The sequence below is a fragment of the Kordia sp. genome, assembly GCF_022447245.1.
GTDB lineage: Bacteria > Bacteroidota > Bacteroidia > Flavobacteriales > Flavobacteriaceae > Kordia.
Map to the genome: position 1 here is coordinate 131,926 of NZ_JAKVBC010000008.1, position 14,342 is coordinate 146,267.

Annotated in this window: 9 protein-coding genes; 5 read left to right on the plus strand and 4 right to left on the minus strand. The window is 32.9% G+C overall.

Features of this window, described 5'->3' with window-relative positions:
- The first annotated feature begins 31 nt into the window (after positions 1 to 31).
- Positions 32 to 817 (plus strand): hypothetical protein, encoded by a 786-nt coding sequence (locus MK119_RS07670; protein WP_290672574.1) that lies wholly within the window; start codon positions 32 to 34, stop codon positions 815 to 817.
- On the plus strand, positions 817 to 984 hold the full coding sequence (locus MK119_RS07675) for a hypothetical protein (RefSeq protein WP_290672577.1): 168 nt from the start codon (positions 817 to 819) through the stop codon (positions 982 to 984). Before MK119_RS07670 ends, MK119_RS07675 begins: the two co-directional genes overlap by 1 nt.
- Before the next feature lie 7 nt (positions 985 to 991).
- Here the strand turns inward: MK119_RS07675 and MK119_RS07680 are convergent, their stop codons facing one another.
- The 3 genes from MK119_RS07680 to MK119_RS07690 form a co-directional block, all read right to left on the minus strand.
- Positions 992 to 3,481, minus strand: a complete 2,490-nt coding sequence (locus tag MK119_RS07680; protein WP_290672580.1) for an MG2 domain-containing protein — start codon at positions 3,479 to 3,481, stop codon at positions 992 to 994.
- Positions 3,482 to 4,414: 933 nt separating this feature from the next.
- A complete protein-coding gene (locus tag MK119_RS07685) occupies positions 4,415 to 6,343 on the minus strand; it encodes a hypothetical protein (RefSeq protein ID WP_290672583.1) in 1,929 nt (642 codons plus the stop codon).
- Positions 6,344 to 6,353: 10 nt separating this feature from the next.
- The gene (locus MK119_RS07690) at positions 6,354 to 8,249 is read right to left on the minus strand and encodes a DUF3857 domain-containing protein (protein ID WP_290672586.1); all 1,896 of its coding nucleotides are present in this window, start codon (positions 8,247 to 8,249) and stop codon (positions 6,354 to 6,356) included.
- Positions 8,250 to 8,402: 153 nt separating this feature from the next.
- On the opposite strand from MK119_RS07690, the gene MK119_RS07695 reads away from it, so the two are divergent.
- The 3 genes from MK119_RS07695 to MK119_RS07705 all read left to right on the plus strand — a co-directional run bounded on the left by MK119_RS07695 (position 8,403) and on the right by MK119_RS07705 (position 11,995).
- Positions 8,403 to 9,509 carry an AMP-binding protein gene (locus tag MK119_RS07695; protein ID WP_290672589.1) on the plus strand — a complete coding sequence of 369 codons (1,107 nt, stop codon included), beginning with the start codon at positions 8,403 to 8,405 and terminating at the stop codon, positions 9,507 to 9,509.
- Positions 9,510 to 9,610: 101 nt separating this feature from the next.
- Entirely contained in the window at positions 9,611 to 9,871 is a 261-nt protein-coding gene (locus MK119_RS07700) for a hypothetical protein (protein ID WP_290672592.1), read from the plus strand.
- Between the two features lie 201 nt (positions 9,872 to 10,072).
- Complete coding sequence (locus tag MK119_RS07705) at positions 10,073 to 11,995, plus strand: von Willebrand factor type A domain-containing protein (protein ID WP_290672594.1); 1,923 nt, start codon at positions 10,073 to 10,075, stop codon at positions 11,993 to 11,995.
- Positions 11,996 to 12,677: 682 nt separating this feature from the next.
- Here MK119_RS07705 and MK119_RS07710 read toward each other — a convergent pair.
- Positions 12,678 to 14,306 (minus strand): carboxyl transferase domain-containing protein, encoded by a 1,629-nt coding sequence (locus MK119_RS07710; protein ID WP_290672596.1) that lies wholly within the window; start codon positions 14,304 to 14,306, stop codon positions 12,678 to 12,680.
- Positions 14,307 to 14,342 lie beyond the last annotated feature (36 nt).

Sequence of the window (14,342 nt, forward strand, 5' to 3'; positions counted from 1 at the left end):
ATAGAACATAAAAAATAAAACCCAAAAGCGCTTGAGAAAACTGCTGATACTTTTTTTGATAGGAAGTTTACTTTCCTGTACTACGAATACCAAGCTAGAAACGGTTGAGGTTCACTTTTATCCATCGTTTTTACATCCTACCAAGTTTACAATTGATCTAGAAAAGAAAACACTCGAGCAATACACGTATCAAGATCATTATAATGTTGAAGAAAAAACAGAAGATGATACGTATGTAATTCATCAAAAAGATACTCTAATCGTTCATTATCAAAAAACGTTTCCAATTGATGACGAAGTATTACAACATTTTTTAAGATCAATAGAATCTAATGAATTCAACGAAACAATAGAAAATTACAAGCCTGTACTTGATGGTATCGGATTTGGGTTTAAAAAAATAAATACAAAGAATGATTCCATTTCTTTATCAAGTAACATAACAAATAGAAGAGAAGCCACTATTGAATATAAGCTATTAGAACCATTTTTTGAGTTGGCATACACATCTATTGATGATTATGAAGGCATTTCAGGAGTAGAAAATATTCAAGATTATTTTGCGTATGGTTTAAGAATTAAAAAAGCAGCTGATAATCCACTTGAATATCGAATTTGGGGCTCAATCAGAGGTTGTAGAGAAGATCAACAAGAATTACTAACTTTTTTAGAAAATCTTCCAGATAATGAACCTGTACTGTTTGATCTCAGAAATGGAAGTTTTTCATATTGCTTGGATGAAGTTCTTGAAGAATTTGTTCAAAAAAAAACATTGTATATCTATGGCAATAAATATGCTACAAAAGCAAAAAAATAATGGATGAAATACAATTTGCACAGAAAAATGGTAAAATGTTATCTACATCCGAAATGAATGAATACGAATATAGCAAAGAGGTTTACAATAGATGGAAATACCATCCGGTAATTCCCTATTTTTTGACAAAAGACCAAGCATTACAAGCCATTGCAAATAAAAAGTAACTCATACTCAATTCACATCAAACTGAAATAGCGTACTGCCTAGCAATCCGTTTCCGTTAGTTCCTTCAAGCTTCCCTAAAAAAGTGGTTTGTACATCCGAAGTATAGAAACTAACTTCAATAATACCATTTTCATCAGAAACTAAATTAGGCGCCCAAAACAGTGTTTTCCTATTATCAGGAAATAAGGCTTCATCAGGATTTTTATCGTATTGTGGACTGTAAAATTCTTTCTCAGGATAGATTCCGCGAACTTTGATAAATTGTTCATTAGCAGGATTTTCTCCGTCTTTTTTTGGTGCTATATAGGTAACATAGCTTCCATCATTAAGACGATAGGTCGTGCCTTCTTTAGGTATCCGTCCATCTGGATGATTTCTACAATTTAAGATGTTATACTGACATACGTAATCTCCATGATTGTCTCCATATCTTCCTCTACTACCACGATTCCTATTGCGTCCATTAAAAGAATCTAAGTTTACTTCATCCAAAAAATTAGTTTCTGTAAAGCTAAATTCGGTGTTGTAAGAGGATTGCTTTTTTTTGTGAATAACAATGTTATTTTCAGGAAAAATATGCGTGCATTTTTTCGTTATATCTTTTATACTTTTAAAAGGATCATCAATTTTAATAATTGCTTTATCGTCTTCAAAAGGAATAAAAACTATTTCGGAGCCTTGGGCTTGTTTATATGCTGAAAGTGGAAGTTCAAAGGTTGCTTTCCTATCAGCTTTTATTCCTTCAGTATATGTTGGATATGAAACATTGATAGTAGCTTCTGGAATATTTGTTAATGCCCCATTTTTAAGTATTTTATAGACTTTTCCTTTAATGAAAGGATTAAAATTTACAGTACTTCGATAGTTTTTTAACTGCTTTTTATTCCAGACGTAATTGCGCCAACCATGGGTCAATAATAATACATCTAAATGCTGTGCTCTTTTTTTATTTTTTGGATCAAAATAATATCCTGCATCATACACATGCCCTTTCAATTCGGAAAAAATATAATAATGCGGAAGTAGCGCATAATCATTAGTTTTGTTTGTATATAAATGATCGTGTACACTCATGCTAAAATTGGCAATGGCAGGATTTTTATCTTGATCTTTCACCTCAAATTTCATAGTAACTTTGTCTTTTTGTGTGAATGAACTCCGAGAGATTTCTTTGAGGGTTATATTCAGTTTTTGATCTAAATTTGTATACACCAATCGTTCTGCTAATGGTTGAAAGTACTCATTAAAAATGGTAACTTCTGCAATTCCTTGCGGGAATTTGTTTAGAGGCAATTTAAAACGAACGCGTTCTTTTTCCAAAGAAGCTGTCGCCATCCAATAGACCAATCCACGGTTTTGTGCTCGTATATATACTTTCTGATTCGGAATAGTAACTGACTTCGTAATGCTAAAATGTATGCTCTTTTTAGAACTTCGGTCTACTTGTAATTTAATGCCTTCTGGTAAAATTTGAGGTAATTGAAAAATACTATCTATTTTAGGTTCTGTGAGTTGTACTGTATAAGATTGATTGGTTTGTGGATTAAAACTAAACTTTCCCATTCCGTTGTGTATAGCTGAGAAAGATTGTATTTTTTTTCCGTTTTCATACAAAAAACCTTTTACAGGGACTGGTCTTCCACTTGGATCTAAAGCTTTAAAAGCGACAGTGTTTGGCAAGTTTTCTACTAAATTTCCACCTTCTGGATACATGCCAAATTGAATCTCGCTGATACTTTTAAAAGGAATTTCAATACGATGTATTACTTCTTGTTTTTTATATTTTACACGAAGTTTGATAAACTTGGCTTTGTTGCTTTTTTCAGCAGGAAAATTAATAGTAACAATTCCTTCTTCATTTGTTTTAGTACGCGTTCGCGCTAATCTTTTTGATCCGTTATATAACTGTGCTATCACAGTTGCATTTACGTATGGAGCTCTTCCTCTTGAAAACACAGCAATTTCAGCAGCAATGTCTTCAGTGCGGTCATATTCTCTTTCGGAAAACTCAGCATCTATTAACATTGTAGGAATGACACTTTCTTTGATTTGAATTTCCTTTACAGCGAGTAATTTTCTTGAAGAACTTTCTACAGTATTTTTGGTATGAACGGTTATGCGATAACGTCCAGTTTCTATGGTTTCTTCTAAAAACAGATGTCCATTAGCAAAACCATTGGCAGCTTCATATTTTTCTCTTAGGATGTTTGTGTTGCCATCTGAATGTAGTTTTGTTAATTCAACAAAAATAATCTTCGTCTTGGTAGAGAGTTTTAGTGTATTTCCATTTAGTAAATAGGTTTTAAACCAAACATCTTCACCAGGTTCGTAAATGTCTTTATCAGTGTGAATGTAAATGTTTTCTTTGAATTGTTGAATCGCAAAATATTCAGGATATTTTACCAGAGAATCATTGGCGACATCATCTAATAATTGTGCGTAAGAAAACCAGCAACTTAGCAAACATAAGTAGCATATTATGGTTTGAGAATTCATAGCTTTAGTGGTATTTAATCGGTTCTTCTAAAGATACAAATTTTTAACTTTCAAAAATACTAATGTAAGGAGTAAAATAATAAACTAAAGTCTACTTCCATTTTATCCTTTTCTGGTAGAGAACGTGGCTTCATAACAGACCAGATCGAAAGTGTTTCGAGTGTGACAAACCCATTTACAGGTATCAAAATTATCAAAAGTCTTACATGTTGTTTTTCGAGGCTCATCGTTATGTACTCCACCTTTTAGTAAAAGAGGATGTAGATTTGAAATAAACGCTTTGTTTAATTTAAGAGCTTTTAAGTTCTTTTTTTTCATCGTAAAAATATTAAGTTTCTATGAAATCAAATATAAATTATTTTATAATCAGTTATTTACGGTGTAGCCTTAATTCTTAAGGAGGTAATACATATAAAAAAAGCTAGTTAATATTGATAGACGTAATTTTTATAGGATTATTTTTAGCTACTGTCAGATAAATCAGATTCTTCAATTCAACAACAAGGACCATTTTTACAAACAACAGTAGGCAAGTCCCGATCAGTCTGGTCTGTAAAAACAGCTGTCAAACATAAAAAAATCAAATTCTAGGTATGATTTAACTTTTAAACTGTTGTTTTTTCATGATTTTTGATTTTTAATTAATCATGATTAAAATGACAAAAAGCTAAGAGTTTTAAAAGATAAGAAGTGTGTAATTAAAATAAGTCTTTAAGATTTACAAATTAAAGAGAAAATTATTTTTTACAATTTATATATTTGAAAATCAATTATATAAATAAAATTAGAGTTAGGTTAACGATGAGGTGGAATTGGGTAATAAATTTATCTGACAAGATTTTTTAATGGATTGTGAAATGAAAAAAAGGTTGCTTGACAAATTAGTTCTTCAAACAACCTTTCTTAAGTTTATATAGTTTATGTGTAAGTGTATTACTCCTTCGGATTCATCAAAATAGCAGCTTTATTAAAGTCTGAGGCCGCATTAATAACTTCACGGAAACCTTCGTATTCGGCAATTTCATATTCAAATTCTTTGTAGAATTCTTCAATAGTGATGACAATCTTGTTTCCTTCCAATTTGTAGTTGGATTCAAATTTACATTTTTGCTCGCCTTTGTCATCCAATAATTCTTTTTTAATGATCAATGATTCCAGACCTTCTGCTTCATAATCAGTCGGTATAGTAACTACAATTTGATAATTGTAGCGGTTTGGATATTGCATCTGAATTGGATTGACACGCTTAGTTTCTTGGTACAATTCACTTTGCGTTCCAATCACTTTTCCAACCTGAAAAATATAACTGTCACCAGCTTCTTCCAATAAGGATTCAGAAGTAATCGTACTGCTTACCAAAAATGGTTTGTTGTATTCTAACTGCATCATTTCCTTGTTTTCAGTTTCGTATTTTTTAACCACTTTGTCTTCAATTCCTGAACCTGTTAAATAGTCTTCAAATTCTTTGATAGCTTGCTCTGGAGCTAAGTTTAAATACGCTCTGTTGTTCATTGCCCAATGTCCAAAATACTTTTGATTCTGATCAATTTTCACATATTCCATATCATCTTCAAAAGAAATGTTCATATTGCGTTCAACGCGGCTGTAATCTGGATCTTTTTGTGGAATTTTATAAAAACTGAATTGCTTCTTATTGTTTACAAAAATTCCTGTATTTCCAAGAATATTTGGTGGAATCTCGCTTAAGCGGTAATCCACACGGTTTGGTGTAATGTAATTGTAAGCTTTTGGAATGTAAATTAAAAATTCGCGCAAAGCAGTAGGATTAAAAAATTCTGAATCAAACTTATGCTCGTATACATCAGAAGTAATCACAGGCATATATTCCACTTTAGCAGCTTCTAGCAAATGAGAATATACTTTGATGATTCCTAAGTCACTTGCCGATTTATTTTTGATAATATAATCAATTTCAGAAAGTTGTGCATTGTTGTTTTTTACAATCGTATAATTCTTCTTCACATAATCATCAATCAAATAGGCTTTTGTATAATCGTCTGTTTTTTGATCTTTTAAAATTCCAGTGACAATTTTTGTAATTTCAGGATGCACTTTTTCAGGAAACATTCCTTCTGTAATATTGGTCACGACATTGCTCCACAACATATCATCTGTTACATTGGTTCCAGGACCAAAACATTGAAAAGCTACATAGATTTTATTAGAATTTGGCGTAGCATATTCTTCTTCAATCATAGGTACAATATCTTCCAATATTAGTTGTTTCCCTTGTCTTTTGTTGTAGATGCGATCATCAAAATCTGTAAAAGCGTTATAGACTTTGGCACGTCCAGGCATTTTTCCATAAATAAAATCATACTCTAGCTTTTTAATCGGATAGCTTTTCTGTAAGGTTTCGCGTCCAAAAGCAGAATACTCTTTTTCCAAAGTATACAAGACTTCAATTTCTGAATCTTTTTCTGCACCTTCGATGGCGAAGATTTTAAAATCACCGTATTCTTCTACATTTTTGACTTCTTTGATATTGTCTTTATTCAACAATGTCACTTTCCCGTCAGGTGTAATGGTACGTGCTTTAATATCCACAATATTGATAACATCGTACATAGAAATATATACAGTATTGTGTGTTTTTATTCCTTTTTCGTCATGTACACGTGCAATTGTATGTGTGGTTTCAAACTTTTGTAAATTGTTACCAAAGTCAGGTATAACGTATTCCACCATGTATTTTTCCATGATAGCAATGGAAGATTCATTGGCTTCCTTATCGGATAACTTATGCAATTTAGGTTTCTTTGCCCAATCGTATTCTTTGTAGAATTGAGAAAATGCTTGTGTTGTACATAAACACAAAAGGATGACAATAATTGATCTCATAGATGTGATTTTACTTTTCAATGATAATGCTTTTTTTGTAGGCTTTTATTAATTTTTTCACAAAACTATTCCATGCTTCAAAATCTTCTTTTTCTACACGTAAAGTGTTGATGTAAATGGTTTTATGTTGAATAACTTTTCCGTCTTTTTGCTCATAATTGATGTCAAAGCCATACGCTTTTCCGTCATATTTGATTGGTTTTGGAACCGAAGTCACTTTATATCCTTTAGGAACAATGAATGTAGTTGTATATTTTTTTTGAAATTGATGATCAATCTTTTTGGCGTATTTACGTACTTCTATATCAATCTTTTGCTTTGATAACACACGGTCAATGTTGAGGTTCAAAATCGTCTTTGAACCAATGGTTTTTGCGTAACTTTCAATCAGCAAATCAAATGTTAGGGTCAATGTTTTATGTTTAGATTCTAAAGGCGAAACTTCAATATTTTGATACTTGGTTTTGTTATTTCCAAGTGCCAAGGTTGTATTTAAAAACTCTTCTTCTGTGTTGTCTTTTTTCTTGTACAAATAATCTGTGACAAAATCGACTCTTTCATAACCTGTCATGGTTCTTTTTTCAGATGCTTTGATGTTGCCATTTTCAAATGTAATCGTCGTATTGATGGAAGTTTTACTTTTCTCAGAAGGTTGAACTGGCACTTTTTTCAAGACGAATTTTTCTGGAGAAATTCCAATCAAAGCTTCTTTGGTTTGTGTAAAGGAACTTGGCATTCCAAAATTGACATAACTATCGGTTCCATCAATAAAAATAGTATCCTTATCAATTACTGTAGCTGTGATCATGTGGTTGTCTACCATTGGCGTTGGTACTTCGTCATATAAATACGGACGATCACGCGTACCAATCCACGTTCTATATGAAGGAATTCCAACATGATTCAACATGACGTATAGCAAATTTGCCATGTCTTTACAGTCGCCATATCTGTTTTTACAAACACTTGCCGCACCACGAGGAATAAATCCACCTAAACCATCTTCAAAAGCCACATAGGTAATATTCTCTTGTACCCAATTGTAAATCGCTTCTGCTTTTTCACGATCTGTTGTATATTTTTTTGCAATGTCTTCCGCAATCTTGTACACTTTTTTCAAATCACTTTCGTCTACTTGTTTGGCGAGTGATGCATACCAACTATATAAATCCTTTACATTATTTAAAATCGGAACAGTTTTGTTGTCTTCGGTATAATTTTTAATGTGTAAAATAATATGAGGTAAGTGATACAGGGCAGCTTCAGCATCATCTTCGGACATAAATTTTGCGACATTTTCTGTAGTCCATGTATAAATGTTGCTATTTTTCGTTTCCTCTTTTTTGAAATCTATAGTAATGTTTTCTGTGTGAAACTCTTTATAGCCAATTTCTACATTCTTCGGGAACTCAATACGCAATATTGCTTTTTGTGTTGGCGCATAGGTTCCAAATCGGAACAAACCTAAAAAATGTGGTTCACTGATAATCTCTTTATATTTTAAATCGGTAATTGCGCCTTTGGTTACACCCGGAAACGTAAAGTTTTTTGTTTGTTGATCGCTGTAGAAAATCCCATCATCAAATTCGTGCTTGGTTTCTATATAATCGACTTCTAGTGTTTTTCCAGAAACAGGCAAATACGTAGTAGCTTCAATATCTTGTAGTTTGGTAAAACTGTCAAAGTGAAGCACTTCATTTGCAAAGTACAATTTGTTGGCAGTTACATATTCAGCTTTCTCGTGAATACTTTTAACAATATTGAAAGTACCTTTTTTCAAATTGATCTTAATGTCCTCGGTACGTTCTAGGAAACGGAAATCTTCGTTCGTATTTTTCTGCGCCAAGCAAATGTTTGCCACAAAAAATAGTAGCAATACAGGGAATTTCATATGAGATATTGTCATAAATTAGAATTTAGAATTGTTGAGGGATAAAACTACTTTATCACTAACAATACTTCTTAAAAAATATTGTAGGTTGAAAAATAGGCACTAACCACTAAATTACTAAAAACTCTGCAAGAAATCGCTGATTTCTCATTGTGAATTTTTAATTTTATGGAACAATTAACAAAAATGATTTCAAGCTTTAAAAATATTCATCTAAAGTTCAAATTAGATGGCAATTACTTTGATAGAGAAGCCTTAAAAGAAGTCGCTTATAGTTTTGTAAAAGAAGGAAAACCATACGAACAAACTATGGGAGACTTTTTAATCGATTGGTTGGATGAGAAAACTTATGTTATTGTATCTACTTCAGGTTCTACAGGAAAACCCAAACAAATTCTTTTAGACAAACAATCCATGGTACATTCTGCGTTGGCTACAGGTGATTTTTTTGGAATCAAATCTGGTGATACAGCTTTGCAGTGTTTGCCTTCCAATTTTATTGCTGGAAAAATGATGTTGGTTCGCGCCATGATATTGGGATTGTCATTAGATTTAGTTGCACCAACATCTAATCCATTAAAAAACCTTCAGAAAAAATATGATTTTTGTGCAATGGTGCCATTACAAGTTGAAAATTCACTGGAAAGTTTGCATCAAATCAACACTTTAATTGTGGGTGGAGCACCAGCTTCTTCCGCTTTAATTGAACGTTTGCAAACGGTTTCTACTAAGATATTTGCTACGTATGGAATGACAGAAACCATCACACATATTGCGGCAAAACCATTAAATCATCTTTCGAAAGAGAAAACTGTAAATTATCAGACTTTACCAAATATTCATATAGATACTGACGACAGAAATTGTTTGATAATTGATGCACCAAGACTTGCTAAAGAAAAAATAATAACCAATGATGTAGTGGAAATTATCTCACAAACGGAATTTAATTGGTTGGGAAGACATGACAATGTTATTAATAGTGGAGGCATCAAACTACATCCTGAACAAATAGAAGAGAAGTTGAGTCCATTCATCAATGCACGATATTTTGTGACTGCAATTGACGATGCGCAGTTAGGCAAAAAACTGATTCTACTAGTGGAAGATACAACGCAAAGTATAGATACGACTCAACTTTTAAAAACGATTAAAGATGCTGGAAAATTCTCCAAATTCGAAATTCCCAAAACTATTTTTACACTAGAGAATTTCACTGAAACAAATACAGGAAAAGTACAACGTACAAAGACTTTGGCTAGTTTGAGGGTATGATCTTTTACTACTCGTAATTATAAAAATACGACTATTATCAATTTGAAAATAAGCATATCTGCCCTACATTTTGGGTAATGTTTAATTTAAATTCACTAGTTATGAAGAAAAAAAGAAGCCTAAAAAAGTTGGCACTGAATAAAAAAGCGATTTCTATGTTACAGTCCAATCACATAATTTATGGAGGAGATGCAACAGAGGCAATATCATGGTTGTTTTGGGGATGTGATACACATCCTAGAATTTGTTCAGGTGAACTAACACTAGGAGATGCTTGTCTCAATTTAACAGAAAGACCTGTTTGCGATGGAGATACAGGATTGGCAACGCCGTGTCAAGAAACTGTGGCTGGATGTGCTTAATACAATTTAGACATATTAGCATTTTATTCAAAATGAATTAGAAATTGCTGCTTAATATAAAAACTTCACATATTCGTGGAGTTTTTTTGTTTGTAATTTTCAAAATGCGTTCCCTAAGCCAAACCATCACTTTACTCAATTCCAGTTTTTTAACATACTGTTGATACTTAGTTTCGTGAAGAACTTTTAAAACAATATGTGATGAAAAAACTCTTAACACTATGTATATTCTTGATGGTAAGTCAAGTTTGGGCACAAAAAATAGAAGTCAGTGGAATCGTAACAGATGAATCAGGGTTACCATTACCTGGCGCTTCTGTACAAGTAAAAAATACCAAGAAATGTGTGACTACCGATTTTGATGGAAAGTATAAACTACAAACCAATGTAGGCGTAATTTTGGTGTTTTCTTATGTTGGATATGCCACGCAAGAAGTAGTGGTGAGCCAAAAAACGATGAATATTCAGATGAAGCAAGATGGTACACTAGATGAGGTTGTAGTTACTGCATATGGAGGGAAAACAAATTCTGCCAAAGTAGCATCGGCAGTTTCAACTGTAAGGGTTGAAGAAGCACTTCGTGGTAGTGCAGCTGGAGTTCGTGTTAATACTGGTAGTGGACAACCAAATCTAAGTAACAGAATAATTATAAGAGGACAGTCGTCCATACAAGGTGTTACCAATATGGGATATCATAATCCTCAATACCAAACTTCTAACGAATCGTATAAAGAAATCAATGAAAATACCTTTAAAAGAGCTACGCTAACACCATTATCAACCTTTTCCATTGATGTGGATAAAGCCGCATATAGCAATATAAGACGTATGATTAATATTGGCGCAACAATTCCTGCAGACGCTGTGAAAATTGAAGAAATGATCAATTATTTTGAATATGATTATAAACAACCAAAAGGGAGACATCCATTAGCTATTCATACAGAAGTTGGCACAACACCTTGGAATAAAGATACAAAGTTGTTAAAAGTTGCTTTGAAAGGAAAAGAAATTCCATTACATAAAATTCCACCATCAAATTTTACATTTTTGATAGACGTTTCAGGATCTATGTCGTCACAAAATAAATTACCATTATTAAAATCAGCTTTCAAATTAATGGTTGATAAAATGAGAAAAGAAGATAAAGTTGCTATTGTAGTTTATGCAGGAGCTGCTGGAATGGTATTAGAACCAACTTCAGGAGATAATAAAGAGAAAATTATTGCAGCTTTGGATAAATTAAATGCTGGCGGATCAACCGCTGGCGGTGCTGGAATTGAATTGGCGTACAAAATTGCAGCAGAAAACTTTATAAAAAAAGGAAACAATCGTGTGATTTTAGCAACCGATGGAGACTTTAATGTAGGACAAACGAGTAGAGATTCCATGAAGAAATTGATTGAAGCAAAACGTGAAACGGGTGTGTATTTATCAGTCTTAGGTTTTGGAATGGGAAATTACAAAGACGATCTTTTGGAGTTGTTGGCAGATAAAGGAAACGGAAATCACGCGTATATTGATACGATGCAAGAAGCACATAAAATCTTCGGAAAAGAATTTGGTGGAACTTTATATACCATTGCCAAGGATGTAAAATTGCAATTAGAGTTCAATCCGAATACGGTGCAAGCGTATCGCTTAATTGGCTATGAAAATAGATTGTTGAATGATGAAGATTTTAAAGATGATACAAAAGATGCTGGTGAACTAGGCGCGGGACATACCGTAACGGCTTTATATGAAATTATTCCTGTTGGTGTAAAAACAGAATATTTGAAAGATGTTGACGATTTAAAGTACACAAGCCAAGATATAGCGAAAAAATCATATTCAAGTGAATTGCTAACTGTAAAAATTCGCTACAAAAAGCCCAACAAAAAAAGAAGCATTCAGTTAAAAACAGTTGTTAAAAATAAAGTAGCTAAAAGAGCTTCAGATGATTTTAATTTTACGGCAGCAGTTGCGCTATTTGGAATGCAATTGAGAGATTCTGAATATCATAACAATTCAAAAGTAGAAGATGTAGTAGCTTTAGCAGAATTAGGTAGAGGAGAAGATAAAAACGGATACAGAGCAGAATTTATCCGATTGGTTAAATCAACTCCAATGCCAACTAAGTAAATGCATGACTTTACTCATCAATATAGTATGTTTGCTCAATATAGCTTTAAAAATCAAAAGTACCGTAGTACTTTTAATATAGAATAAACGAAAGGTTGGTTGTTTAGTTGTTTTTGAAAAACCTAATACATATAATTTCATGGAAATCTTTGAAGTATATATCAAGAATTCACTAAAAAAATATCAGGGCAAAACTCAGATATTATAAATCTCAATTATTGAGTAAAATTCTGATTTATTAGGTTTTTCTTTTTTGTTAAATTATTCATAAAAATTATGTAGAATGGCATAGAATTTGTGAATTTTATAAAAGCAAATCTTTGCTTTCAAACGAAATAAAGATAAGGTTATTTTAGGTTTTTTAGGGGGAAAAGGTCTGGTAATTAAGTTACTAGGCCTTTTTTTATTATTGTTGTTTTCTAAAGAACTTTTTTACAATCATGGAAGGTTTTTCATAAAAATCTGTGTTTTTTTCTAAATTTTAAGAAAAATAAAAATAAAATTTTCCAATTTAGAAGCACAAAAGTAAGATCTGAGGCGCTTAAAGACCAATTTAAAATAAAGCAATTAAAGGTCAATTACACACCACAAAAAGTGTGATATCAAATAACAACTCCCAATACCAAGATATCTAGAGCAATAACGATCTAAAAGTCTAACGACCTAAAAGGAGGAGTGGTATCTATACCTGAATCACTCCCAAATTAAAAGGCTTTTCAATAGGCGCTTGATTCGCTGCTTCAATTCCCATAGATATCCAAGTACGTGTATCTAGCGGATTAATGATAGCATCGGTCCATAAACGAGCCGCAGCATAATATGGAGAAATCTGCTTGTCGTAACGCGACTTAATCTTATTGAATAATTCCGCTTCTTTCTCTTTAGTGATTTCTTCTCCTTGCTTCTTCAACGATGCCGTTTCAATCTGTAATAAAACCTTAGCGGCAGAATTTCCACTCATCACAGCCAATTCAGCACTTGGCCAGGCAGCAATTAATCGTGGATCATATGCTTTTCCACACATGGCATAATTTCCAGCTCCATACGAGTTTCCAATAACAATTGTAAACTTAGGAACCACACTATTACTCACAGCATTTACCATTTTAGCACCATCTTTAATAATACCACCATGTTCTGATTTACTTCCTACCATAAATCCAGTCACATCTTGTAAAAATACCAACGGAATTTTCTTTTGATTACAATTTGCAATAAATCGTGTGGCTTTATCAGCAGAATCAGAATAAATAACACCACCAAACTGCATTTCTCCTTTCTTATTCTTTACCAATTTACGTTGATTGGCTACAATTCCAACTGCCCAACCATCAATACGAGCGTATGCAGTAATAATACTTTTTCCGTAGCCTTCCTTATATTCATCAAACTCAGAATTATCTACCAAACGCTTTATGATTTCTTTCATATCATACTGTTCATGGCGTGCTTTTGGAAGAATTCCGAAAATATCATCTGGATTCTCTTTAGGTTTTGCAGCTTTCGCACGATTGTAACCTGTTGGCGTATAATCACCAATCTTGCTTACAATATTTTGAATAGTAGTGAGCGCATCTTTATCATCTTTCGACTTATAATCTGTTACACCCGAAATTTCGCAATGCGTAGTAGCGCCTCCCAAAGTCTCATTGTCAATACTTTCGCCAATTGCTGCTTTAACCAAATAACTTCCTGCCAAGAAAATACTTCCTGTTTTATCTACAATAAGTGCTTCATCACTCATAATAGGTAAATACGCGCCACCAGCTACACAACTTCCCATCACAGCAGCAATTTGGGTAATTCCCATACTACTCATCACAGCATTATTTCTAAAAATACGTCCAAAATGTTCTTTATCTGGGAAAATTTCATCTTGCATTGGTAAATACACACCAGCGCTATCAACCAAATAAATAATTGGCAATCTATTTTCTATAGAAATTTCTTGTGCGCGTAAATTCTTCTTCGCGGTAATAGGAAACCAAGCACCAGCTTTTACAGTGGCATCATTAGCAACAACAATACATTGTTTTCCTTTCACGTATCCTATCTTAACGACAACGCCTCCAGAAGGGCAACCTCCATGTTCTTCATACATTTCATCTCCAACAAAAGCACCAATCTCAATAGAAGGTTTTTTATCATCTAACAGAAAATCAATACGTTCACGAGCAGTCATTTTTCCTTTGCTGTGAAGTTTATCAATACGTTTCTGTCCGCCTCCTAAAGCTACTTTGGCTAATCGTTGACGTAATTCTGATGCTAAAAGTCTGTTGTGATCTTCGTTCTTGTTGAAGTTAATGTCCATGGTTGTATAATTTTCGTCCGTAAAAATACGAAACAA